Origin of the sequence: Salinicola sp. CPA57 (assembly GCF_003206035.1) — a bacterium.
GTDB classification, from domain to species: domain Bacteria; phylum Pseudomonadota; class Gammaproteobacteria; order Pseudomonadales; family Halomonadaceae; genus Salinicola; species Salinicola socius.
On the sequence record NZ_PZJR01000003.1, the window covers coordinates 789,008 to 814,695 of the forward strand.

General features: G+C 61.4%; 14 protein-coding genes. 9 read left to right on the top strand and 5 right to left on the bottom strand.

The window, feature by feature from the left end; all coding sequences use genetic code 11:
• Window positions 1-40 precede the first annotated feature (40 nt).
• Window positions 41-7,519 (bottom strand): carbohydrate-binding protein, encoded by a 7,479-nt coding sequence (locus DOM36_RS05880; protein WP_110641838.1) that lies wholly within the window; start codon window positions 7,517-7,519, stop codon window positions 41-43.
• A gap of 709 nt (window positions 7,520-8,228) precedes the next feature.
• Here DOM36_RS05880 and DOM36_RS05885 point away from each other — a divergent pair.
• The 6 genes from DOM36_RS05885 (at window position 8,229) to DOM36_RS05910 (ending at window position 16,788) form a co-directional block, all read left to right on the top strand.
• A complete protein-coding gene (locus tag DOM36_RS05885; protein ID WP_075569336.1) occupies window positions 8,229-10,013 on the top strand; it encodes a type I secretion system permease/ATPase in 1,785 nt (594 codons plus the stop codon).
• Window positions 10,010-11,347: an HlyD family type I secretion periplasmic adaptor subunit gene (locus DOM36_RS05890; protein WP_075569337.1), complete on the top strand. Its 1,338-nt coding sequence runs from the start codon at window positions 10,010-10,012 to the stop codon at window positions 11,345-11,347. The genes DOM36_RS05885 and DOM36_RS05890 overlap by 4 nt, the downstream gene beginning before the upstream one ends.
• Window positions 11,347-12,780: a TolC family protein gene (locus tag DOM36_RS05895; RefSeq protein WP_075569338.1), complete on the top strand. Its 1,434-nt coding sequence runs from the start codon at window positions 11,347-11,349 to the stop codon at window positions 12,778-12,780. Before DOM36_RS05890 ends, DOM36_RS05895 begins: the two co-directional genes overlap by 1 nt.
• Window positions 12,781-12,998: 218 nt before the next feature.
• On the top strand, window positions 12,999-13,415 hold the full coding sequence (locus tag DOM36_RS05900; RefSeq protein WP_280952792.1) for an MAPEG family protein: 417 nt from the start codon (window positions 12,999-13,001) through the stop codon (window positions 13,413-13,415).
• A gap of 167 nt (window positions 13,416-13,582) precedes the next feature.
• A complete protein-coding gene (locus DOM36_RS05905) occupies window positions 13,583-15,712 on the top strand; it encodes a GGDEF and EAL domain-containing protein (RefSeq protein ID WP_158025864.1) in 2,130 nt (709 codons plus the stop codon).
• 194 nt (window positions 15,713-15,906) lie between these two features.
• Entirely contained in the window at window positions 15,907-16,788 is an 882-nt protein-coding gene (locus DOM36_RS05910) for an LD-carboxypeptidase (RefSeq protein WP_075569341.1), read from the top strand.
• Window positions 16,789-16,886: 98 nt separating this feature from the next.
• Here DOM36_RS05910 and fadA read toward each other — a convergent pair whose 3' ends face one another.
• The gene (gene fadA / locus DOM36_RS05915; RefSeq protein WP_075569342.1) at window positions 16,887-18,062 is read right to left on the bottom strand and encodes an acetyl-CoA C-acyltransferase FadA; all 1,176 of its coding nucleotides are present in this window, start codon (window positions 18,060-18,062) and stop codon (window positions 16,887-16,889) included.
• A 26-nt stretch (window positions 18,063-18,088) separates the two neighbouring features.
• Entirely contained in the window at window positions 18,089-20,254 is a 2,166-nt protein-coding gene (gene fadB / locus DOM36_RS05920; protein ID WP_110641842.1) for a fatty acid oxidation complex subunit alpha FadB, read from the bottom strand.
• 378 nt (window positions 20,255-20,632) lie between these two features.
• Here fadB and DOM36_RS05925 point away from each other — a divergent pair, with 378 nt between their 5' ends.
• Complete coding sequence (locus DOM36_RS05925) at window positions 20,633-21,751, top strand: DUF5924 family protein (RefSeq protein ID WP_083941594.1); 1,119 nt, start codon at window positions 20,633-20,635, stop codon at window positions 21,749-21,751.
• Between the two features lie 77 nt (window positions 21,752-21,828).
• A complete protein-coding gene (gene slyA / locus DOM36_RS05930; protein WP_075569344.1) occupies window positions 21,829-22,281 on the top strand; it encodes a transcriptional regulator SlyA in 453 nt (150 codons plus the stop codon).
• Between the two features lie 126 nt (window positions 22,282-22,407).
• Here slyA and DOM36_RS05935 read toward each other — a convergent pair whose 3' ends face one another.
• Entirely contained in the window at window positions 22,408-22,929 is a 522-nt protein-coding gene (locus DOM36_RS05935) for a hypothetical protein (RefSeq protein WP_075569345.1), read from the bottom strand.
• Between the two features lie 282 nt (window positions 22,930-23,211).
• On the opposite strand from DOM36_RS05935, the gene DOM36_RS05940 reads away from it, so the two are divergent.
• Complete coding sequence (locus tag DOM36_RS05940; protein ID WP_071230430.1) at window positions 23,212-23,667, top strand: universal stress protein; 456 nt, start codon at window positions 23,212-23,214, stop codon at window positions 23,665-23,667.
• A gap of 80 nt (window positions 23,668-23,747) precedes the next feature.
• Here DOM36_RS05940 and DOM36_RS05945 read toward each other — a convergent pair whose 3' ends face one another.
• Entirely contained in the window at window positions 23,748-25,679 is a 1,932-nt protein-coding gene (locus tag DOM36_RS05945; protein ID WP_110641844.1) for an ATP-binding cassette domain-containing protein, read from the bottom strand.
• Between the last annotated feature and the right edge of the window lie 9 nt (window positions 25,680-25,688).

Here is a 25,688-nt window from a genome sequence, read left to right on the forward strand (position 1 = left end):
CGAATGCCCGGCCTGTAAAGCGACCAACTGACGCAAGATTCTAGGCGATGCTGATGGCCTCCGGGTTGTGATGAACGCCGGCGAGGGCAACATCGTCGCTGGCCACGGCGAGATCCTCGGCGGCCGGCGCGAGACCGCCACTGTCCTCGATCTCCGTCATCATCGACATCAACGATGCCATCGAGGTTGTCGCCGCATTGGCTTCCGGCGTCAGCGTGAATGACTGCAGGTTCATCGCCCCACCGTTGAACGTCAGCCGCAGCGTCTGCTCGCCGGCAGCCAGATCCAGCTCGATGCCGTTGTTGGCCTGATAGTTGTTCCAACCACCGGTGTTGGTGACGGCATGGGGTGCAGCACTGGTATAGATCGCGCCGTCCTGCTCGGCGCTGGCCGTGACGGTGCGGCCGTTGGACATCGTTGCAGCGGCGAACGACAGCTGATAGGTACCCGCCGTGGCAACATCGATCGTGTACTCGACCCACTCGCCATTGGCGATCGAGCCGATCGAATTGCCGTTGTCACGTAGATCGACACCCTCGTTTCTGGTGTTGTCGCCCAGTTGAGCCTCGCTGCTGTCGTGGTAGGCGACCTCAGCTCCTCCGGTATCGTATTGCCCCGCGTGCAACGTCAGACCCTCGTCGACCGCCCAGGGCGTACCCGAGGCATTGAAAGCCGACTGCGTGGCGGGCGCCAAGTTGAAGGACTCCAGATTCTGCGAGCCTCCGTTGAAAGTCAGCCGCAACGTCTGCGTACCGGCTTCCAAGGCCACGTGCTGGCTGTCGGTTGGCGCGAAGGTGTTCCAGCCGCCCGTGAAATCGACATCGATGGTGGCGACCTCGTAGACGCCGGCGCCGCTGTCGAACGTGGCCGTGATGGAGCGTGCCGCCCCGGTCTGCGCACCCAGCGCGGACAGGAAAGAGAGATCGTAGACGCCGGCCTGGTCGACCTCCAGGGTGTACTCGACCCACTCTCCGTTCTCGATCCAGCCAATGGCATCGCCGTTACCGCGGATGTCCACCCCGCCCTCGCGGAAGTTGGAGCCGAGCTGTGTCTCGCTGGAATCTTCGTAGGTCAGATAAGGCGCGCCCTCGTCGAATAGCGCCGCATCCAGCGTCAGGCCGTCGTGATCGACGAACCATGGGGTCGCCGCTTCGTTGAACGGGGTTCGCGCCGCCGGTTCGATGCCCTCGACGAGGAAGACGTTGTCGTTGTAGTCGTAGTTGATGCCGGTGTAGTCCATGACCACGAAATAGGTATTGGCAATGGCGTTGCCGTCAGTGTCGTAGGCCTGGAAAACACGCACGGTATGGCCACGCTCGATGCCGGCATCCTCCGCCGGCGGTGTGCTGCCACCGGAGGGGTTCAACGACGGGTCGGTCGACAGGTTGGCAATGGAGATACCGAAAATATCGTCGCCTGCCCAGCCGTCGGGAATCCGACCCCGATTGAACGTCGCGGTTGCATAGTCGCCATTGGCCACCTGCGGGAGAAATGACTGACTATAAAGACTGTCGTGATTGCTCAGGGCCGTTCTTGCTGCCTTGTCGCCCGGCGCATGCAGTGCGAGTAGTGCACCGCTGTATCCGTGCAACGCGGCCAACTGCGTGACCGTAGCAGACTCCACACCGTCGGCGATCTGCCAGTAGCGAGACAGCACTTCCTGATCGTTGGCTGCCCGGTAGAGATCGAAATCCTGCAGGACGGACCCACCGCCACCGTCCAGTGTCGACAGACCCTCGATGTGGTTGCCGAAGCCGAAGACTCGCCAGATCTCGTTGAGGTTGGGCTCCCAGCCACCTTCGTCGCGCGCCTGCCAGAAGCCGGCCAGCTGGATCTCCGTGACGGGCTGGTCGGCATCGTCCGAGACGATCGTCATGGTGCCCTCGAACACCCCATCGGCAGCGTTGCTGGTCGGGGGCGTATAGGCGCCGCGATTGAACAGCACGCCGACCTCGATGGATTCACCGGCTGCCAGTCTCAGATCGTCCAGCAAATGGGCATCCGCCAGCATGAACGGGCCGCTCAGCGAGACGCTGCTCACCGATAGTTCTCCGGTACCCGTGTTGGTGATGATGACCGAGCCGCTATCCTTGTATTCCCGCGCCACCGGAGAAGCGCTGGTGGCATCGTTGTCCTCGAGATAATTGAAAGCGATACGGTCGTCGAAATACGCCGGATCCGTACTGACCACACTGATTTCGCCACTGCTGACGGTGGCCAACGGTTCACCGGGCACCTCCAGCGAATCGATATCGGGCCCGACGCCGTTGGGAGCGGTCACCGAGATCGTGTTGCTACCGGCAGCCAGCGTCACTTCGACCGTCTGGTAGACCCAGTCACTGACTGTCTGGCTCTCGGCGGGAAAATTGACGGCGGGATAGCTGACACCGTTGACCGTCAGCGCCATGGGACGGTCGGCTTTGCCGGTCGTCAGCGCGTAACGGAAAGCGACCTCGTAGACGCCGCTCTGATCGACGTCCACATCCCAGGTAATGCTTTGATCGCCGGAGCCGACGAAATCGACGAACCCGGAACCGGACGCATCCCGATCCGTCTGTGATTCCGGCACGACGACCGCACCGCCCTGCAGCGCTGCCGTCTCGGCTTCATACACGGCGTACCCGGGTGTCGTATCCTCGATCAGGACTTCCAGTTGATCGATATTGGGGCCGGTGTTGGTGGTCGCCTGCAGCCGGACGGTGTTGGCCCCGGCGAGCAACTCCGCCGGAATATCCAGCACCTGCCAGGTATTCCAGGCCGCGTTGCCACTGACGCCCGCAGGCGGCGAGAATCCGAAGACGCCGATACTGACGTCATTGACGAACACCTCCAGCGGTCGATTCGTCTCTCCCCCATTGGCGTAGCGAACCCGGAGTACGGCATCGCCCGCATCGGCGGCATTGACATCGACGTTGAACGTGATGAAATCCGCCGTCGTCGAGCCGAAGTCGGCATAGCCGCCAACGATGCCGTCGCTGTAATCGGTATTGCCGTCCAGCCCGTATGCTCCCGGACGGATACCGTAGGGCGGGTTGGTCGGGCTGACCTCGGGCGTGTCGCCATCGCGAATCACGATCTGGGCGCCAGCACCGGAGGCGATGATGGCCTGGGACTCGTCCTCGGCCTGAATGGTAGCAATGGTGGTCAAGTCGGCATCTCCTTCACCGGGGTCAATGATATCGCCGGGTACGGGATCCAGGCGTATGACCTGGCTCTCGCCGGTGCTGCGGTTGAGTGTCATCAGATACAGCTGGCCAGTGAGCGGGTTCTCGATGATATCCAGCGGGTCGACGTACTTGATGACGTTACCGTTCACATCGCGCAACACGTTGTCGCTCGAGACGTTGCCGTCTTCATCCAGCGAGATCCAGCGAATATCGTCGCCTCCGGAGTACTCGACGAACAACAGGCTTCCGTCAAGCGTCGCGCCAAAGACATTGCTGGTGTATTCGATCGCGCCATTCGGCGAGCGGTTGGTACCCAGGGAGTAGGCATCGTCGATCTGATAGTTGCTGTCAGGGTTCGTGCCAACCTGGTATTCGTCGGTCTCGTTGATATCCCCCCCGGCGGTCGGGTTACCTCCGTTGAGAATGTACTCGTCGTGCATCGGGTTGGGGTGACCGTAGTATCCCCCTTGCTCGATCTTGAACAGCCAGTCGTCTTCGATACCGACGTTGATCAACGCCTCGTTATAGGCCGTTGAAGGGTCATCGGGGGTGACGCCACCGGCCGCGGAGCCATTGGTCGGCGCGTACAGATTCCCGTTGGAGTGCCATACAAGATCGTAGGCGTTGCGAATACCGGTCGCATAGATCTTGAGTACCGCATCCGCGGCATACGGGTCGTAGTATTCGATCAATACGTTGCCGTCGGCGTCCTGCATCGTTGCGGTGCCGTCTTGCGCGAATACCAGATACTGGCCGCCCCCCATGTCGATGGGGCCATTCTTGGGATCGTTGTCATCGTCTCCGTAGCGCGTGTTGGATCCGTCCGTCGGCAACGGTTCGGTCGACACATCGAAACCACCCTCCGGCGCATCACGAGAAGGATCGATTTCGAGAACGCCCGCGTTCAACAGCCGCTCGGGACGATTGCCCCAGGCACTATCATCGCCACCCATGGCGGTGTTGGCACCTTGCGAGACGTAGAGCAGATATGGCGGAACGTCAGGATTGGTCTCGGCGTCGAATGCCGGATTGGCGTGGAACACCAGACTGTTGGTGACGTGATCGCCGTTGGAACGCGGCAGGCCGGTGATATACGTCTCTGCGGTGCCAGTGAAGGCATCGTCACTGTCGCCGATGGTGATCTTGCTGACCCGACCGCTGAAATCGGGAACACCATTGTCTCGCCCGCTCAACGGAATGGGATAGTTGTCGGTTACCCAGATCACATTGGGATCGGTCGGATCGAAGCTCAGTCCGACGATGCCGCGAGCGCCGGCATCGGTCTGAAAGTAATCCAGCGCCAGAGTCTGCTCGTTGGACAGTGCGCCGGTCGTGGCATCGACATCGTAGCGCCTGATCTCGCCGTTCAGGGTCGAAACGTAGATTTGGGAATAATCGGGAGACATGGTGATGGAGCTGAACAGGTAGGCGCCATCCTCGGCGCCGTTCAACTCCACGGCCGTGTCAAAGGCCACCTCGCTATCCTGAACTGCCGGTTCGGCACCGGTGACGAATGTCGTGGTGAACTTCTGGAATTCACGGGTGGGCGCATCGGGATCACTATTGTCACCCCGATCCTGGAACCCATCGATCACCAGGGTGTAGCTGGTGTATTCGTCCAGCTCGCCGACCGGTGATATGGTCAGCGAATCGAACCCGCCGGTGGTATTGATATTGAAGGCGACTTCTTCACCGGTGACGGTATTGAAGAGCTTGACCGAACCATCGTTCAGGCTTTCGAGCAGGGCGCCGCCGCGGCCCTCGACGACCGAGATGCCGATGAAGATATCGGACGTCGGATCGACGCCGACCGGCGGCGTGCCGTCTTCCGCCTGGAGGTGGACTTCGACCTGCTGCGGCCCGACTCCGGCCACCGCTCTGGGATCGGTGAAGTAGGCATAATCCTCCGGCGCCTCGCGATCGTCGTTCGGCGTGAGGTCGGGTAGTGACTGGATTTCGACGTACTGGATCTCGGTGTTGTTGCCGTCGACACCGAGCGAATCGAGTGTCAGTCGCCCGTCGCTCACCTGGACGATCCGAGTCACCAGTGTCGAGCGATAACCATCGCTGTCGTTGGTAGGGTCGTTATCCGCCGGGAAGCCATCCGGACGTCCCGAGGCAAAGGGCGTATTGAAAGCCTCGCCCTCGGCGTTGACGAGATTGACGCTGTCGTAGGCGCCGCCGCTGTCACCGATGGAAATAGTGACTTCGTAATAGCCATCCTCGAGCTCGATTTCCCAGCCGGCAGCCTGGCTGTAGCCCGGCTTGTCGAAGCCCGCGTAAGTTGCCTGCAGCGGATCGACACCAGGCAACGTGCCGCTGCGGTCGCCGAGAGCATCCGCATCCTGACCCGCAATGGCCATGGGCGTCGTGCCGTTGGCGGTCCCGTCGGCGATCGATCCCGCCGTTACCCACCCATATTGATACGTCTGGCCGTCCACCTGCAGCGACTGCTGCCCGAATGCCTGACCAGTATCGGCAATATAGCCATCCGGTGTGGTCGCCCCGTTCGGCTGAAAATTGATCTTCACTTCGAAGCGATCGCCGGGCTCGACGCCGGGCTCACCACCATCGTCGGGTAGCGTGTGGATCGACAGCGTATCGATATTGGGTCCGATATTGCCGATATTGGCGAGTCGAACCAGATTGTCACCCGCCCCGAGATCGATCTCGACGGTGGTCTCCGTCCAGTTTTCCCAACCCGCACTCCCCACCCCAGTCGAGGCAAAAGCGATCGTACCCTGGGTATCACCATCCACCGAAAGCGCCATCGGGCGATCGTTCGTTCCGCTGGCGGCATAGCGAATCGTCAGCAGATACGTGCCCGCCTCGGCGACGTTGACTGTGAAAGCGCCCGCGTCCCCCGCCTGCGATCCCATATCCAGGTAGCCGGATCCACTGAACTCTCCCCATAGCCGGTCGGCGCCACCGCCACTCGGTTCCGGGTTGCCGGCGTTGCGGACGACGGTATCGGCAACTGAATTGCCGTCGTCGATCGCCAGTGCCTCTCCTTCGATCGAAAACACCAGCGTCGGATCCGCCGGAAGCGCCGCGGCATAATCGAAGCTGATCTGATCGATATTGGGACCGTTGGGAGCGCCACCCTGTGTCGTAGACGGCAGCGTCAGCGTCACTGTGTTGTCGCTCCCGGATAGCGGAACCGACACGCTGATCTCGTTCCAGCTCGTCCAGGCCCCGGTCGGGGGAAACGAGACCAGGGTAGGTTCCGCGCCGTTGACGGAGAGCAATAACGGGCGGTCACCGGCCCCGCCATTGACGTAACGGATCGTGGCGGTATAGACCCCGGTGTCATCGGGCGAAACCTGGAAGGTGACCGCGTCCCCCGCATCGGTTCCGAAGTCGACGTAGCCACCGTCGATCGCGCCCGCCCTGACGACACCTTGGGCATCGGGATGTTGGCTGTCGACGACTCGGGTCAAGCCGGGGCTGTTCGTCGCCCCACTGTCGTCGATAGAGACCAGATTCATATCTTCGGCCTGGATGACCAGAGATGCCGGGCCGTCGTCGTCAACGATCGCGGTCAACGTCAGGCTATCGATGTTCGGGCCGCCACCCACGAGGTTTTCCAGGCGAATGACATTGATCCCGCTGTCCAGGGACAATGACAACGTTGCATGCTGCCACGTCTGCCAGCCGGCGGTACCGCTACCGGTCGAGGGAAAGGCCAGGTTGCCTTGATCGATGCCGTCGACCGACACGGCCATCGGACGAGAAGCGCCAACCGCGCCGCTGCCGGCATATCGCACGTCGAGTTGATAGGTGCCGGCGGTTTCGACGTCAACCTCGAAATAGGCGGCGTCCCCGATCTGTCCGCCCAGGTCCAGGTACCCGGGCCCGCTGGAGCCGTCCCATAACCCATCGCTACCCGCTGCCCCGCTGGTATCCGGGTTATCGCCATCGCGAACGACCGTATCGGCGGCCGAGGCGCCATCGTCGGGTATCAATGATTCGCCCTGTAGGGTGAAGACGTCCCCGGACCACCCTTCGGCATTGACGATCTCGATATCGACCGACTGCTCACTCCCTGTCAACAGCTGACCGCTTTCGTCCAGTGCATCCAGCAACAGATTCGTCAAACCACGATCCATATCCGGGGACAACATGAACCGATAGGGGCTTTCCGAGCTCAGCTGCTCGCCAGGATTACCTGCGGAGTCGGTTACCGTCAGCGAAATGCCGGCGACATCGCTGGCCAGAAAGCCGCTACTGTCGACGGGCGTGACCTCAAGCCAGTAATCCTCGCCGAGAAGCTCACGAGTGATGGCAGCGCCCTGAGTCAATGTCTCGACGGTGTCCCCTGTCTGAGCATCGATGATGGATAACGTGAACATGAATGGAGTCCCTACGCGTTGAGTGGGTGGTGATGAAACGAGCGACGATGATCGTCGCCCGCCCGGCGCTAACCGACACGATGCCGACCTTCCGCGTAGTGGGTGACGGAAGTTCCCTGTCGCTGATCGTTATGGGCCGAAAGGCTCGGGACTGACGTGACTAAAGTCTTACCAATGGAGTCTTACCGATGGCAAACTAGCGCTTCTCACTCCCCGCGCAAAGTTGAAACTTCTACAACCCTCAAAACGAGTTTAACGAGTTACTCATGGAAAATAGCGTTTCCATGACTCGATTCCGACAACTTACCGTTGTGTCAGCCACTTCCCGCAGCTCTATAAACAACGCGATTACATAAATTTTCAAGACTGATAAACCTCATGCTCAAAGCGCAAAAACCCATTACGCCGCTCAGCACAAAACCGTGACCTCCTGTTCATCAAACTCGCTAATTTTATTCGCGCGTCTTTTAATAAATCGCGGAATCTGAGATATGGACACGAACATACTCCCTTGTTATAAAACAGGTAATTAAAAAATCAGCAATTCAAAACCTCATGTTTTCTGAGAAAAGTCGCCAACAATTCCGCTTGTAAACGTGTTCACAATTTACGCATGCTGACACCCCAAAACGACATGCCAATGCTGCCTTTCTAACAACATCGATTTTCAACGCTAACATTCACCTCAGACGTCAGAAGGGAACATGCCGTGGCAACATCCCCGGACAAGACCGATTTGCAGCTGGCCCTTGCCGCCAGCCGCCAGGCGTTTCTTTATATCCTGTTATTCAGCTTATTCATCAACTTGCTGATGTTGGCCCCATCGATTTACATGTTGCAGGTGTACGATCGGGTCATCACCACACGGAGTCCGGAAACGCTGCTCATGCTGACACTGGTGGTGGTGTTTCTGTTTATCGTGATGGGCTCGCTGGATCTGGTGCGCTCGCGCATCCTGGTTCGGGTCGGTAATCGGCTCGATATGCAAATCAGTGATCGGCTATATCAAGCCACGTTCAAGCGAGCGCTGCTGGTCCCGGGCAAACCGTCGGCGCAACCCTTCAATGATCTGACGACGTTGCGCCAATTTCTCAGCGGCAATGGCTTGTTCGCCTTCTTCGATGCGCCATGGATCCCGGTCTACATCGCCATACTGACGCTGTTTCACCCTTGGTTCGGTATTTTCGCGGCCGTTGCCGCCAGCGTGCTGATGGTGCTGGCCTGGATTAATGAAAAGAGCACGCAGTCGTTGCTGAGCGAGGCCAATCGAGAGCACGTTCAATCCCAGGATCTCGCGCAGAGCAATCTGCGCAACGCCGAAGTACTTCAGGCGATGGGCATGCTGCCCAATCTGCTCGCCCGCTGGCGAGGGAAGCATCATGACTACCTTGTACATCAATCTCATGCCAGTGACCGAGCAGGCGCGCTCAGCAACGTGTCGAAAACGCTGCGCGTGATGTTTCAGTCACTGATTCTGGGGTTGGGTGCGTTTCTGGTCATCGAAGGCAGCCTGACCGGCGGCATGATGATCGCTGGCTCGATCCTGATGGGTCGGGCGCTGGCGCCGATCGATCAGATGATCGGTGGATGGAAAGGATTCGTCGCCGCGCGCACCGCGCATGCCAGACTCAATGCCCTGCTGTCGGCGGTCCCGGCCGAACCTCAGCGAATGCCGCTTCCGCCACCGGTCGGGCGTCTGGCGCTCGAAACGGTGACCGCAGGACCGCCGGGCGAGAACCGCCCGACCCTATGGGATCTCAGCCTGCAGTCCAATCCCGGCGAGCACATCGCCATCGTCGGGCCGAGTGCCGCGGGCAAGTCGACGCTCGCTCGCGTCATGCTGGGGGTATGGCCGGTTCAGAGTGGCAGCGTTCGACTGGGGGGCACCGATATCAGCCAATGGCCCCGGGAACGTCTGGGTCCTTTCATCGGCTATCTGCCACAGGATGTGGAGTTGTTCGACGGCAGCATCAGCGAGAATATCGCCCGTTTCGGTGATGTGAACCCGGCTCAGGTCATCGAAGCCGCCCAGAAAGCCGGTGTACACGACATCATCCTGCGTCAGTCGGCCGGTTATGACACCCAGATCAGCGGTAGCGGTGGCGTCCTTTCCGGCGGGCAACGCCAACGCCTCGGTCTGGCCAGAGCGCTTTACGGCAACCCGGTACTGGTGGTTCTCGACGAGCCGGACGCCAACCTGGATGCCAGCGGCGAACGCGCGCTTCAGCACTGCCTGCGCCAGCTCAGAACGCAGGGCACCACGGTGTTCATCATCAGTCATTCGCCGGCCATTCTCGAGCACGTCGATCGCGTTCTGGTGCTTCAGGAAGGACGCATGGTGTCCTGCGCCCCGGCTCATCCGCCGGCGCCGAAAATGCCCCAGCCCACTCGGGAAACCGATACCCCCATCCACTCCATCCGGATGCGAGCCCGGGGCAAGCCGGACGACTCGCGCCCCCCTCTTTCCCTCTCTCCGGAGCCGCCGAAGTCATGACGATTTCCTCTGCTGCACCGATAACGCTAGGCGCCCCTGCCCCAAAACTGCCCACCAGCGATCGCGCCAGCCGGGGCTGGGGATTGGGAATTCTGGTCTTCGCACTGGGCGGCTTCGTGCTGTGGTCGCTCACGGCGGACCTGGCAGTCGCGGTGGTGGCACCGGGGTCGGTCGCCGTCGAGAGCTCGACTCAGAAGGTCCAGCACTTCGAAGGTGGCATCATCAAACGCATCCTGGTCGCAGACGGCGATCAGGTCGACGCCGGCGACTCGCTGATCGTGCTCGACGACACCCAGCCGCTGGCCAAGCTCTCCATCGCCGAATCGGAGTACCGGATCGCGCTGGCAAGCGAGGTGCGACTGCTGGCCGAACAGAGCGACCGTGACACGCTGACCTTTCCCGACATGCTCCTCGACGGTGTTTCGTCTCGCGTCCGGGCGGTGGTCGACGTGCAGAAACGCCTGTTCCAGGTTCGCCGACAGTCATTGAAGGACGCACTCTCCGCGCTGGATGAAAAGGCCCGGCAGATGCAGGAGCAGATCGCCGGTCTCGAAAGACTGCAACAGGTCAATCGATCCAAGATCAACTCCCTGTCCGGAGAGGCCAGCGACTATCGCACCCTGTTCAAGGAGGGATTGGGTGATAACCAGCGTCTTCGCGAGCTCGAGCGTCAAGCCCTCGAGTATCAGGGGGAAAATGCCCAGCACACCGCCGAAGTCGCGCAGTTGCGTTCTCAGATCAGCGAAAACGGCTTTCAGAAGGAAATCCGCCGACAGGAGTATCACCAGGAAGTGGGCGAGGACCTCAAGGATATCCAATCCCAGGTAACGGACGCGGAGGAGCGAGTCACTGCCCTGCGCGATCAGGTCCAGCGAACCGCTATCGTCGCCCCCGTCTCCGGGACCGTGGTCGGTCTGCAGGTCCACACTCAAGGTGCCGTCATTCGCTCCGGCGATACGGTCATGGAGATCGTTCCGTCCAACGAGGCGTTCGTCGTCGAGGCGCGAATCCCGGATCGGGACATCGACAACGTCCACGCCGGGCAATCTGCCGAAATCCGTTTCAGCGCCTTCAATCAGCGACTATCCAATGTCATCGAAGGTGAAGTCACCCATGTCTCGGCAGACAGTTTCGAAGACGAAGCCACGCACAATCATTACTACAAGGCGCGCATCCGCGTCACCGAGTTGGGCCATGCGGAAATGACCTCTTCGATGCAGCTGCTGGCCGGCATGCCTGCCGAAGTGATGCTGAGAACCGGCGATCGCACCTTTGCCAGCTACATGTTCAAACCGTTCAGCGACATGCTGGCCCGCGCGATGCGAGAAGAGTGATGCCGTCATTTCATTGCTGGATGGTGGCCGGATTTCTGGCGGCAGCGAGCGCCACGGCGCAGGCGCAGCCACTCGATATCGCCGCGCCGATGCCCGAGTCGCTCAGCGCCGCACCGACAGCTCCCCCGTCTCTTTCGCAACTGGTTGCACGGGCGCTGACTTACGATAGCGGCTTGCAGAGCCAGCGCCTGGACAGTCGATCGGTGGCGCAGGAAGTTCCCATGGCGCAAGCCGGATTGCGGCCACGTCTCGATGCCACCGCCGCCTATCGCTACACCGATGCGGACAACATCTACACCGACAATCCCGACGACTACCCCGACGAGGTCTACGACGATCGCGTTTCCGGCAGGACCCGGAACACCAGTTGGGAGCTGCGGATGACGCAGCCGCTGTTCAGTCTCGAGCGCTGGCGCCGAGTCGGCAAGGCCCGCGCCCAGCTGGATGCCGCCGCGCTACAGGTTGCGGTCGCCGAGCGTGATCTGGCAGTCACGGTGGTGGAGACCTACCTCGATGCCTATCAGGCCTCGCGCAAAGTGGGGCTGTTGATCGCCCAGCGTGAGTCACTGGTGTTGCAGCAGCGTCAGGCACAGCGCGCCTACGATCTGGGCATCGGCGATCGCATCAATCTGCTGGAATCGCAGTCGCGGCTGGATCAAGCGGTTGCCGACCAGACGTCGGCGGAAAACGATCTGTCCAATGCGCTGAGTGATCTCGAGCGACTGACGGGAGCCTCGCTGACCTTCGATCCGGTGCTGGTCGAGACGCCGGAGAATCTGGACATTGCCCCGGAATCGCGCCCTCTGGAGAGCTGGCTGGCACTGACGCGTGACAATGTGCAGGTGCGTCTCGCCGCCGAGCGTCAGCGCGTGGCACAGCGCGATACCGGCATCCGGAGCGCATCGCGCTACCCTGAGCTCAACCTGGTGGTCGGTTACAGCGATGTCGACAGTAACGATCCCCTGAGTACCAGCAACGATCTCAGCGCCAGCGTGGAAATGAATCTGCCGATCTACCAGGGCGGTTATACCACGGCCAGCATTCGTCAGGGTGAACTGACAGCGCAGGCCGGCGCGGCCACGATGGAGAACGAACGGCGCCTGGCCCAGCAGGAAGTTCGCAAGCGGCTGCTCAGCATGCAGGGCGATCTGCGCCAGCTCGAGGCGCTGCAGCGCTCGGTGGAGTCCGGCAACCTGTTCCTGCAGGCGGCGATTCGCGGCGAATCCCTAGGCCTGCGAGATCTCGTCGACGTTCTCGATGCCCGCTCTTCACTATACGATCTGCGAATCCGCGTCATCGAGACGCTGTGTCTCTACCTCAGGGACCGCACCTATCTCGAAGCGACCGCCGACCAGCTCGACACGACGACTCTGGCAGAGATATCGAGCATTCTGACCCGGGTCGAAAAGACGGCACGACCATCCAATGGCTAAGTTGGCAGCGACGGTAAAGGGGCAAAGAGGCAAAGAGGCAAAGAGGCAAAGAGGCAAAGAGGCAAAGAGGGTATCAGGTGCCGGGAGAACGCCGCAAAATCGGGCCGAGCGCCAATGACGAGCCGAAAAACCAGGATGAGACGTGACGCTTCGGCCTCGCTCGATAAGCACGCGCCGCCAACGCGATCTGCTACCTTGGGTAAGAGTCGCTGGTCATCGTGTCCAGCAGGATCGACGAGAGGATTGACATTAGTCTACCGCTGTGGTGTCTGCTGATAACGGCTTTGTTGCCATTCTGGCTGGCTTTCTGGGGCAGCAACGTCCGGCGACAGGAATTCGGGCATCTCGATAACCATCATCCCCGCCAGCAGTATGGGCAGATGACGGGCAAGGGTGCTCGCCTATGGGCAGCCCAGAGCAATGCCTGGGAGGCGTTGGCACTGTTCACGGCCGGTATCGTTGCGATCCAGACAGCCGGTGGCGGCTGGCTGGCGGACATCGCCTGCGTAATCTTCGTGCTGGCTCGAATCGGGCACGGGATCTGCTATGCCATGGACATGGCCACACTGCGATCGTCCCTGTTTATCGTCGCGTTCCTTGCCGTGCTGTGTCTGTTTCTGACGGCGCTCGTCTAGTCGAACCGGGTCGAGATATCGGTGCTGGAGACCCGGCAGTTGGAGAACCGTCGTCAGGGAAACGAAAGTCCATGGAGCCCATCAAGTTTTCACGCAATGGGCCGATAGGATTCGAGCTGCAGGCCAGGGGTCGCTTCCGCCATTCCAGAACCATCGAGATCCAGTCCATGTCCACCGACTATGAATCTCATAGTGAATCGCCCGCTCATGACGATGCTGGTGCCGAACAATCGGCCTCGCTCGTGCCGATGCAGGAACCTATGGATATCGTCGATCTGGACTCGCATCGGCAGTGGGCGTTGGAGGCCATGGCGGCAGCCCAGAACTCCTACTGGAGATGGAACTCTCCCGACCGTAGTTTCCTCTGCGGCACCCTGGATGCTCGGGCTCATCACGCCGATGAGCCCATGCGCCTCGATTGGTGGACATTACTGAAGGCAATGCCATCGACCGAGCGTCGCCGCCTGATTATCTTGTGGCGACGAATCAATCGTGGCGAACAGGACCGCGTCGACATCCTGATCCAGCCCGACGCGACCCAGACATCAATCTGGTGGCGCATTCGCGGTGCCATCACCGCTCGCGATGACCAATCCGCTCCCGAGACAGCAACCGGTATCTGGGAAGTGATCGATGACCCACGCGATCAACGAAACCACGGCAGTATCCGGGCCCACGCGTTTGCCGCCTCGCGCGATCCGATGCTGGTCGTCGACGAGCGCTGGCGGATTCTCGAAACCAACGATGCATTCACCGAGCTCGGCGGCCTGCCGTCCAGCACGATCATCGGTCGCGCGCTGCAGCAGTATATCCAAGCCGATGTCCTTCACTGCGACCTGGCAACCATCGCGCGGAGTGACCGGATCCAGCATCACGAGGGCGTCTTTCATGTCGAGGGAGAGTCCCCCGTACCGGTCGAACTGACCCTCAGCCACTTCACCCTGGACGAGACTGGCCAGACGCATTACATTGCCGCGCTTCGAGACATCTCGGCACGCAAGCGCTCCGAGCGCGAGCTCGAGCATCTCGCCAGAATCGATACGCTGACGCAGCTTCCCAACCGCGCGACACTGCAGCAGATGCTGAATCGTCGCTTGCCGAAACTCGCTCCGGGACACGGGCTGGCGATCCTCTTCATCGATCTGGACGGTTTCAAGCACATCAACGACTCGCTGGGCCACCAGTCAGGCGACACGCTGCTCAAGATCATGGTCAAGCGCCTGCGTGCAACGCTGCGTAGCAAGGATCTGGTCGCGCGCTGGGGCGGCGATGAATTCGTGGTGGTCATCGACGTCGGCAGCGACGCGGAGATGGCCGACAAGATCGCCCGGCGCCTGCTCGAGGCACTGGCCCACCCCATGGTGATCAGCGGCCATCAGATCAGCGTCACGGCCAGCATCGGCGTCGTACACGCCCCACGCAATGGACGCGATACCGAAACGCTGCTCAAGCATGCCGATGTCGCCATGTATGCAGCCAAGGATAGCGGCAAGAACGCTATCGTCGCCTATCACGATCAGTTGAAGCATCACAATCTCGAGCAGATTTCGATGCTCTCCCATTTGCGTGAAGCCATCGTCAGGGAGTCGCTGGATTTCGTCGTTCAACCCAAGTTCGATGGCAACAATCGCGTGATCGGCGCAGAACTCCTGGCGCGTTGGCTGAGCGCCGAGTACGGGCAAGTTCCCCCGACGACTTTCGTGCCCCTCGCCGAACACAATGGCATGGCGTCGGCACTGGGAAATCTGGCCATCGAACGTGCTGCACAGTATGCCGCGCGTCTCGCAACAACAGGCAATCCGCTTCCGGTGGCGGTCAACATCTCGGCACTGCACGTCATGGATGACGCCCTGGCGGGCACGTTGCGCAGCGCCTGCCAGCGCCACCGTATCACCGCCGACCAGCTCGAGCTCGAGGTAACGGAATCGGTGTTCATGGAAAACTCGCGAGCACCGGAAGCCCGGATCGAGCATCTCCGAAGCCTGGGCTTCCGTGTCGCGATGGACGACTTCGGCGCTGGCTACTCGTCGCTGGGTTATCTCAAACGACTCCCCTTCGATACCATCAAGATCGATCGCAGCTTCATGCAGGATCTGGAGGCGGATCCCCGATCCCGCCATCTGTTGGCAGGCATCGTCGGGCTGTGCGACCGGCTCGGCATGGAGACCGTCGCCGAAGGGGTCGAGACAAAAGAGCAGTGGCAACTGCTTCAAGCCTTGGGGGTCAAGCAGTATCAGGGCTACTTTCTGGGGCGCCCCATGGCGATGGAGCAGCTGATCGAACGGCTGAAGACCTGAGACCGATATCTCCTCCCTGGCCCGACTTGTCTTTACGTGTCAGCTCACCGTTCATCGCAACGTTCTTTGAAACCACGACACCCTCTGAAAATCGCGTTTCGTCGGCGGCGATGCAGGCACCGCACCGGTGGCGTTGCGCGTCGTGCTGACGTAACGTGCTGGATTCCCTCGATCGATTTCACGAAGCCGTTGCCATGTCTCCGATTTTCAGTCTGATAGCGCCCGCATCGTACACTCGCCCCGAGATACTGGCGCAGGCCGCTCAAGCCCTGCAGTCATTCGGTATTGCCGTACGCTTCCCCGCTCGATTGCAGAACCAGAAGCGTTACCTGGCAGGCGACGTCGACCATCGCCTGCAGACGCTTTACGACGCCTACGCCGATCCCGGAACTGACGCCGTGTGGGCCGTTCGCGGCGGCTACGGATGCGCACATCTGGCCACCGAGATCGATTGGGACAGACTGTCTGCCAAGCCGCTGATCGGCTATTCCGATCTCAGCGTGCTGCTGGATCAATGCCACCGTCACGGATTGCCGGCCATTCACGGACCGGTGATGAAAGAGGGCGTGAAGCTCACGGCCGATGATCCAGCCCTGCGTGCCGCGAGCCATCGCGATTTCGGCGCGCTGCTTGCACTTCTCGAGGGCAAGCCTGCCGAAAGCGTGACATTGACGCCCGTTTCGAGCGCATTGGAAAACCCCATCGAAGGGCCGCTGGTGGGGGGCAATCTCTCGACCCTGGCCAGCGTTGCGGGTAGCTCGCTGGCGTTTCGCGCGCCGCCGGGTGCCATCGTGATTCTCGAGGATGTCGGTGAGCCCTACTACCGACTCGAACGCGACCTTTGGCAACTGGCCTACTCAGGGGCACTGGATGATGCCGCTGCCGTGTGCATCGGCACTTTCGAAGACTGCGTTCCCTACGGCGAGCTGCATATCGAGACGCTGTTCGAGACGTGGCTGGCGCCCCGCGGATTGCCACTCTACGCCGGCCTGCCGATAGGACATGGGCGCGACAACCTGCCCTGGCGCTACGGGACGAACGCACGCATTGCCGCCAACCAGCTTCATTTCGGCTGAGTCTTTCACCGCCACATCGTTCACGGCGTCCGGCCCCGCAAAAAAACCGCCTCGCACAATGCGAGGCGGCCCTATGCCCGTCACTACCGGCCTGACGTCTACAAACGCTCGAACACCGTCGCCACCCCCTGGCCCATGCCGATACACATCGTAGCCAGACCCAAGGTGGTGTTCTGCTGGCGCATCACGTTGAGCAAGGTGGTGCAGATTCGCGCGCCGGAGCAGCCCAAAGGGTGACCGAGGGCAATCGCTCCCCCGTGCAGGTTGACCGCCTCATCCAGGCGATCGAGCAGCCCGAGATCCTTCAGAACCGGGATCGACTGGGCAGCGAAAGCCTCGTTGAGCTCGACCGTCTGGATATCGCCAATCTTGAGGCCGGCGGTCGCCAGCGCTTTCTGTGTCGCCGGAACCGGGCCATAGCCCATGATCGACGCATCGCAACCGGCCACACCGGTGGAAACGATCTTGGCCAACGGCTCGAGACCCAGGGACTTGGCCCGCTCGTAGCTCATCACCATCAGCGCCGAAGCACCGACGGAAAGCGCCGAGGAAGTCCCCGCTGTCACTGTGCCGTTCCTGGGATCGAACGCCGGTTTGAGTGATGCCATCTGTTCCAGCGTGGCATCCTCGCGCACGACTTCATCGTGCTTGATCAGGCTGCGATAGCCCTGCTGATCGTGGCCTTCGATCGGCACGATCTCGTTATCGAAGTAACCCTGACGATTGGCCTCGCTGGCACGCTGATGGGAACGCAGCCCGAACTCATCCTGCTGTTCTCGAGTCACTCCATGCATCTTGCCCAGCAGCTCGGCGGTCAGGCCCATCATCATCGCTGCCTTCGCCGTGCTCTTGCTGGCTGCCGGATTGACATCGACGCCATGGGTCATCGGCACATGCTCCATGTGCTCGACGCCACCGATCAGATAGCAGTCGCCCATGTCGGCGCGGATATTGGCCACCGCAATGTGCAGCGCACTCATCGACGAACCGCAGAGCCGGTTGATGGTCTGCGCCGGCACCGTGCGCGGAATGCCGGTTAGAATGGCCGCATTACGCGCGATGTTCATCGACTGTTCCAGCGTCTGGTTCACGCAGCCCCAGAGGATATCGTCTACGCCTGCGGGATCCAGCCCGGCGTTACGCGTGAACAGCGCCTGCATCACGGCAGCAGACAGATTCTCGGCGCGGACGTGACGGAACGCCCCGTTCCTGGCTTTGGCCATGGGGGAGCGTACGGCATCGACCACCACGGCATCTCTTGCATTCAAACTCATGACTGTGACTCCGATTGGTGGTGGGCTCAGCGATCGCTGGCGTCAGGGTAAAAGCGCTCGCCGCTGGCCGCCATTTCCTTGAGTCGCGCCGTCGGCGCATACAGCGCACCCAGTTCGCCGGACAGCCGCTCGGCCACCGCCACGAACTCGGCAACGCCCATCGCATCGATGTAACGCAGCGCGCCACCACGGAACGGCGGGAAGCCGATGCCGTAGATCAACGCCATGTCGGCCTCGGCAGGCGAGCCGACGATGCCGTCCTCCAGACAGCGCACCGTCTCCATGCACAGCGGCACCATCATTCGCGCGATGATCTCGTCGTCGGAGAGCTCACGCGTTTCACGCACGACCTCGGCCACCAGCCGGTGCGCCTCATCGTCATGCACTTTCTTCGGCTTGCCCTTCCTGTCCTCCTCATAGAGATAGAAGCCCTTGCCGTTCTTCTGACCGAGACGCTGGTTGTCCAGCATGATCTGGATCGCCGACTTGCCATCGTGAGCCATCCGATCCGGGAAGCCTTCCGCCATCACTTCGCTGGCGTGCACCGCGGTATCGATACCGACGACATCGAGCAGATAGGCCGGCCCCATCGGCCAACCGAAACGCTCCATCACCTTGTCGGCGCGCTCGAAGTCGACGCCGTGCTCGACCAGGCCGCTGAAGCCACCGAAGTAGGGGAACAACACCCGGTTGACCAGAAAGCCGGGGCAATCGTTGACCACGATCGGCGTCTTGCCCATCTGACGGGCGTAGGCGACGGTCGCGGCGACCGCGGCATCGGAGGTCTTGGCGCCGCGAATGACCTCGACCAGCGGCATCCGATGCACCGGATTGAAGAAGTGCATGCCGCAGAAGTTCTCGGGGCGCTTGAGGTTGGCCGCCAGCCGATCGATGGAGATGGTGGAGGTGTTGGACGCCAGGATGGTGTCGGCGGCGACATTGGCCTCCACCTCGGTGAGAACGGCCCCCTTGACCTTGGGGTTCTCGACCACGGCTTCGACCACCAGATCGACCTCACCGAAATCGCCGTAAGAGAGCGTCGGCCGAATGTTGCCGAGCACCTCTGCCATTCGCGTCTGGCTGAGCTTGCCCCGCTCGAGCTGCTTGGTCAGCAGCTTGCGGGCCTCTTTCAGACCGAGTTCGATCGCCTCGGACCTGATGTCCTTCATCAGGATCGGCGTACCCTTGTAGGCGCTCTGGTAGGCGATGCCGCCGCCCATGATGCCCGCGCCGAGCACCGCGGTCTGTTCGACCGCCTTGGCGTCCTTCTCGTACTGTTTGGCCTTCTTCTTGACCGCCTGATCGTTCATGAACAGGCCGACCAGGTTGTAGCAGACGTCGGTCTTGGCCAGCTTCGCAAACGCCTGGGCTTCGATCGCCTGGGCGCGTTCGCGGCCTTCACCGGCGCCTTTCTGGATCACCCGGATAGCCTCGATCGGCGCCGGATAGTGTGGCCCCGCCTTGCCGGCCACGAACCCCTTGGCGGTCTCGAATGCCATCATCTGCTCGACCGCATTGAGTTTCAGCGGCGAATGCTTCTCGACCCGGCGCGCACGGTAATCGAGATCCCCGGCGTTGGCCTTGTCGATGATGTCGCGGGCCGCCGCCAGCAGATGGGACTGCGGCACCACGGCGTCGACGGCTCCGACCTTGAAGGCCGTCTCGGCATCGTTCTGTGCCCCCCCAGCGATCCATTCGATGGCGTTGTCGGCACCGATCAGCCGCGGAAGCCGCACACAACCGCCCCATCCCGGCACGATGCCCAGCTTGGTCTCGGGCAATCCCATCTGGGCCGTTTCCGCCATCACGCGGAAATCGGTGGTCAGGCTGAGCTCGCACCCACCACCCAGCGCCAGGCCGTTGAGCGCCGTAACGGTCGGGAATGACAGATCCTCGATGCGGTTGAACAACGCGTGGATTCGCGTGTTCATGTCGACCAGGAAAGCTTCGTCCTTGGCGAACATCGCATGAAACTCGGTGATATCGGCACCGACGATAAATACGTCCTTGGCGCTGGCAATGATCAGCCCTTTGAGGCCCGACTCACCTTCCAGCGCGTCGACGGCTTGCGACAACTCACCGATGACCGCAGACGAGAGCTTGTTGATCGCCTCATCCTTGAGATCGAGCGTCAGTAGCGCAAGATCGCCGTCCTGACGCTCGACCCGAATGGCATCGCCTTGATAGAGCATGGGAAATCTCCGTGCCATGGCTGCGAAAACGCCTCGTGTTGGCATCGACGAGGCGAATCATACGACTGTTTGAATATCGAAAGCTTGAGCCGCGCGAGTGGCCTCGTCAAGCTCAACCAAAGTCTCGGCCTGGATACTTACACGGCTCTTCTCGGGCACCGCTTGAACTCTCGCGCCGGCGCAGCCCCCCGCGATACGGGGCGCACTACGCCGTCTTCGCGCAAAACCGTGCCTTACCCGCTAGAATGCCTCACCCGTCAGCCCGCTGTCTCTCCATCGCACGGATGTCGGCTGGCGACCGTGGCAATCACCCGATGCGGGAATCATTCGAATCCGGAATCACTCCAAGGAGCCTGGCCCGTGGCCGTGAAAGCACCCATGACGTCTTCGACACTGGCTCGGCTGGAACCGCTGGTTGCTCGCTTGCGCCGCTACCACTGGATCTGGCCCCCTGTCGCCTTCGTGCTGGGTTTGCTGGGATTTTTCCTGGTCAATCGACAGCAGTGGCTGGGCGCGCTGCTCGCACTGGGACTGGTGCTGACCTGGGTCTTGCTGATTGTCGAAAGCGTTGCCAGTAAATGGCTGACACGACACGGCCGCAACGCGGCGCTGCCTCGCGCCGCGGCGACGTTCATCGCACAGATGGTTCATCAGGAAACGCTGTTTTTCTCTCTCCCGTTCTTTCTTGCCACGACCATCTGGACCAGCGGTCAGGCCATCTTTACCGGGCTGCTGATCATCTGCTCGATCCTCGCCATTCTGGATCCCCTGTATTTCGGTCTGTCCAACCGCCATCGCTGGCTCTACTTCCTGCTCCACGCGCTCTGCGTGTTCGTGGTGATGCTGGTCACGCTGCCCATCATGCTGAGCCTGACCACCGGGGAGAGTCTGATTCTGTCGATTGTGGCGATGATGTTCTTCAGCCTCCCTAGCGTCGTGGGGCTGCTCAAGCCAGGGGGAATTGTCCGCTGGCTCGCCATGGCAGGGTTGCTGATCGTGCTGGGTGGCATTGCCTGGACCGGGCGAAGCTGGATACCACCGGCGACGCTGTGGTTGTCAGGCAGCGCGCTCTCCCCCGGCTTCGACACGGCCGCGCGCGAGCCCAGCGGTAGCATGAAGTTGACGCCGCAAGCCCTTCAGTCCCGTGGGCTCTACGTCTACACAGCGATCCGGGCGCCGCGTGGTCTGCGCGAAAAGATCTATCACGTGTGGCGTCATGACGGCGACGTGGTGGAGCGCATCGCACTGGTCATTCATGGCGGGCGAGATCAGGGGTACCGGGCCTGGACCCACAAGCAGAATTTCTCCGGCGAACTGGAGGGTCGTTGGCAGATCGACGTGATGACCCAGACCGGCCAACGAATCGGCAGCGTCCGTTTCACGGTGGCCGATGATGACGATGCCACGATGGCCGACGGCAGAATACAGCGTCCACCGGGCATCCCGGGCTGGAATATCCGTCATCTATTAGGAAACGATGGTGAACAGGACGACTAATCGCCAACTATTGTGGCTTGCATTATCCTGCGGCGCTTTGGAGAATGTTAGGACGTTCACGATTCAGGTAATCCGCTATGGCACAGCATATCGGCTTTAAACTGGCACGCCTGCCGCGACTCTGGCGCGCTGTCATCGATGAACGCTTGGCGCCACTGGGCTTGACCCAGACACGCTGGGTGACGCTCTGGAACCTGCGCAACATGGGTGGAGGTCAGGCCCAGTGCGATCTGGCGCGGGCCATCGGTGTGGAGGCGCCCTCGCTGGTGCGCACGTTGGACCAGTTGGCCGAGCAGAATTTGATCGAGCGCCGTCCGTGCGCCGAGGATCGTCGCACCAAGCGGCTTCATCTGACGGATGACGCGACGCCGCTACTCGAGAAGATCGAAGAGATCGTCAACGCCGTCCGCGATGAAATGCTGGGTGGATTCACGCAGGAAGAGGTCGATACGTTCGAGAGCATGCTGGACCGTATCGAAAAAAACGGGCTGGACTTGCAACGGCAGTCCGAGGAGGCCAAGGCGAGCTGATCCCGTCCTGGCTCGGCTCTAGCCCGAATTCTAGCCGGCTCGAATTCCGACCGGCTCGACGCGTTCGGTGCTGGCCGCGCCCCGGCAAACCCACTCTCCGTATTCCCGTCTGGCGGTGCGTGGCGCTCATAGCGGCCGGGTCGGAACCTCGACTTTTCTGCCGCTACCGGCCAGGGTGTCACGCATCGAGAGCCAGCTTGCCCAATCCTGCTGAAATCGCTCCAGACTCATCGCTTCCTGCCACCAGACGCACATCGTGTGTTTACCGGATTCGACGATCAGCGCATCCGCCGGCAACTGCTCCAGCCACTGTTTCAGCGCCGCCAGCCGATCTGCATCCAACGATGGCAACGGCGCCTGACGCCAGCGCCACTGATCCGTCGCCGCTTCCAGCGCCTCGCTGGCGACGTCGTTACGGATCACGGTGAAATCGCTACCCGTCTCCGTACCGGGATAACGCAGCCGATAACCGGTGAGCGCAACATTCGGCATTGCCAGCGGCGCCTTGGTGAAATTCAGCTCCCCGCCATTGGCCTTGACGTGCCGCCGCATCTGGCCCCGGATGGATTCGCCTCGACTGGGTCGAAGCCACACCATCGGTGACAGAATCAACAGCACCGCAACCAATAGAAAACCCAATACCGCCATTACCTCTCCCCTCCTGTCTCGACCGCCTGTCCCCGAACCTGGCGGATGCCGGACCTGTGGCGTCGGGGCCGATGGACGCCGAATCCGCCGGCGCCGAACGACGGCGATGCATGACGCGATGCCATCTGTCCGCAAACGATTGCATCGCGTTGCGTCACGGCAGCGCATGGTTGATGATCGTCTGCGCGCCTGACCGCAGACCATTGTCGGAAATGACGTTGTGTCGTCCATGAGGCGCGCTTACAGTTAGTCATGTTCTTTCGCCGGACGGGGGATTACCCGATGAGCAACGAATACCATCACGTGCTGGTTGCCGTGGATCTGACCAAGGATTCGCATAAGGTACTGGAACGAGCGATTCCCATCGCGCGCCGGAATCAGGCCAAGCTCTCGATCATCCATACGCTGGAGCCTCTGGGATTCGCCTATGGCGGCGATATCCCGATGGACCTGACGAGTATCCAGGATCAACTCGACGAGCATGCCACGCAACGGCTGGCAGACATCTCAGACCCCTACGATATCCCGCGAGAAGATCAGCATATCGTAGTGGGAATGCCTGACACCGAAATCCAGCGCTTTGCCAAGGAACACGATGTCGATCTGATCGTCGTGGGTTCCCACGGGCGTCACGGTTTCGCGCTACTGCTGGGTTCGACGTCCACCGGCGTTCTCCACGGAGCGGAGTGCGACGTGCTGGCAGTTCGCGTCGGCAAGGATGGCGAAACGGAAGAGTGACCCCGCCTTCGCCCCGTGACTCAACTCGCCCCTTGCCCGCCGCTGACGGGCAAGGGGCCCGGTACTGTCGTCACCGACTGCTAGCCGTCCCCTTCCGCCATCGCCTCCAGTTCCATCCAGCGTTCCATCGCCCGATCCAGCTCGGCCTGGGTTTCTGAAAGCGCCTCGATGGCAGCGGCCACGGTCTCGCTATCCTGCTGATAGAAATCCGGCGCGCCCATCTGAGCTTCGAACGTCTCGATCCGGCCCTCCAGCGACTCGATCGTTGCCGGCAACATCTCCAGCTCTCGCTGCAGCTTGTAGGAAAGCTTCTGGCGGCGTTTGTTATTGTCACCCGCGGCCGTCGCCGAGGGGGCGGCTGCCATCTGTCGCTCGGCCAGTTTTTCCTGAGCCTTGCGCGCTTCGGCCAATTCCCATGGCGCAGGCGGCAGACGCCCGCCCTGCCGCACCCAGTCGGTGTACCCGCCGACGTAGCTGCGCACGATACCGTCGCCCTCGAACGCCAACACGTCGGTGACCACGTTGTCCATGAACGCCCGGTCATGCGAGACCAGCAGCAAGGTGCCCTCGAAATCGAGCAGCAGCTCTTCCAGCAACTCCAGCGTTTCCACATCGAGATCGTTGGTTGGCTCGTCGAGCACCAGCACATTGGCCGGCTGGGTAAATAGCTTGGCCAGCAGCAGCCGATTGGACTCACCCCCGGATAACGCCTTGACCGGCTGCCGCGCGCGCTCCGGCGTGAACAGGAAATCCTGCAGGTAGCTGATGACGTGCTTGTCCTTGCCCGCGACCGTGACCTTGTCGCTACCCTGGGCGACGTTGTCATAGACGCTCTTGTTCGGCTCCAGCCCTTCGCGCAGCTGGTCGAAATAGGCGACCGACAGATTGGTCCCAATGCGGACCTCGCCCTCGCTGGGCTCGAGCTCGCCCAGCAGAATCTTGAGCAGCGTCGTCTTGCCGGCGCCGTTGCGCCCGATCAGCCCGATGCGATCGCCGCGCTGAATCTCCAGTGACAGATCGCGAATGATGCAGGCATCGGCGTAGTATTGCGTGACCGCTTTCAGTTCGACGACACGCTTGCCGCTGCGCTCGCCGCCATCCACCTGAAATGAGGCTTTCCCCTGCCGCTCGCGCCGTTGCGAACGCTCGTTACGCATTTTCTCCAGCGCCCGCACCCGCCCCTCGTTACGCGTACGGCGGGCCTTGATACCCTGCCGGATCCAGGTTTCTTCCTGAGCCAGCTTCTTGTCGAATTCGGCGCGCTCACGGGCTTCGACTTCGAGCTCGTGCGCTTTCTGGGCCTGATAGGTGGCGTAGTCGCCGGGATAGCGACCCAGGCGTCCGCGATCAAGCTCCAGAATGGTGGTCGCCAGCTTGGACAGGAAGGCACGGTCGTGGGTGATGAAAAGAACGGCCCCGTCGAATGCCAGCAACTGCTCCTCGAGCCAGGTAATGGTATCGATATCGAGATGGTTGGTCGGTTCGTCGAGGAGCAGCAGATCAGGGCCGGCAACCATTGCGCGCGCCAAGGCCACGCGCCGACGCCAGCCACCCGACAGACCGCTCATCATGGCATCGGCCGGCAGGCCCAGTCGGGTCAACACGGTATCGATCCGCTGGTGGAAGGACCATCCATCCTGCGCTTCCAGACGGGTCTGCAGCGTTTCCAGCCGGCGCATGTCCGGTTCGGCCATCGCCACGAGGCGGTGATACTCGGCCAGTAACGCACCGGTCTCGGGCAGCCCCTGGGCGACGACCTCGAAGATCGTCGCATCGTCGGCGTCCGGCAGCGTCTGTTCGAGAACGCCGATCTTCAACCCCGGTGCACGCCAGATATGGCCGTCATCGGCCTGATTTTCGCCCGTGATCAGCTTCAGCAGGGTCGACTTGCCGGTGCCGTTACGCCCGACCAGCGCGATGCGCTCCCCCTTTTCGATCACCAGATCGGCGCCGTCGAGAAGCGTATGATGCCCGTAGGCGAGTTGCAGTTGTTCAAGGCGTAGCAGAGCCACGTAGGACCT

Coding starts and splice junctions, on each gene's coding strand:
- fadB (WP_110641842.1), bottom strand. CDS start 20,254: ATGCTCTATCAAGGCGATGCCATTCGGGTCGAGCGTCAGGACGGCGAT.
- DOM36_RS05925 (WP_083941594.1), top strand. CDS start 20,633: ATGACGTCTTCGACACTGGCTCGGCTGGAACCGCTGGTTGCTCGCTTG.
- DOM36_RS05935 (WP_075569345.1), bottom strand. CDS start 22,929: ATGGCGGTATTGGGTTTTCTATTGGTTGCGGTGCTGTTGATTCTGTCA.
- slyA (WP_075569344.1), top strand. CDS start 21,829: ATGGCACAGCATATCGGCTTTAAACTGGCACGCCTGCCGCGACTCTGG.
- DOM36_RS05940 (WP_071230430.1), top strand. CDS start 23,212: ATGAGCAACGAATACCATCACGTGCTGGTTGCCGTGGATCTGACCAAG.
- DOM36_RS05895 (WP_075569338.1), top strand. CDS start 11,347: ATGCCGTCATTTCATTGCTGGATGGTGGCCGGATTTCTGGCGGCAGCG.
- DOM36_RS05910 (WP_075569341.1), top strand. CDS start 15,907: ATGTCTCCGATTTTCAGTCTGATAGCGCCCGCATCGTACACTCGCCCC.
- DOM36_RS05905 (WP_158025864.1), top strand. CDS start 13,583: ATGTCCACCGACTATGAATCTCATAGTGAATCGCCCGCTCATGACGAT.
- DOM36_RS05890 (WP_075569337.1), top strand. CDS start 10,010: ATGACGATTTCCTCTGCTGCACCGATAACGCTAGGCGCCCCTGCCCCA.
- DOM36_RS05880 (WP_110641838.1), bottom strand. CDS start 7,519: ATGTTCACGTTATCCATCATCGATGCTCAGACAGGGGACACCGTCGAG.
- fadA (WP_075569342.1), bottom strand. CDS start 18,062: ATGAGTTTGAATGCAAGAGATGCCGTGGTGGTCGATGCCGTACGCTCC.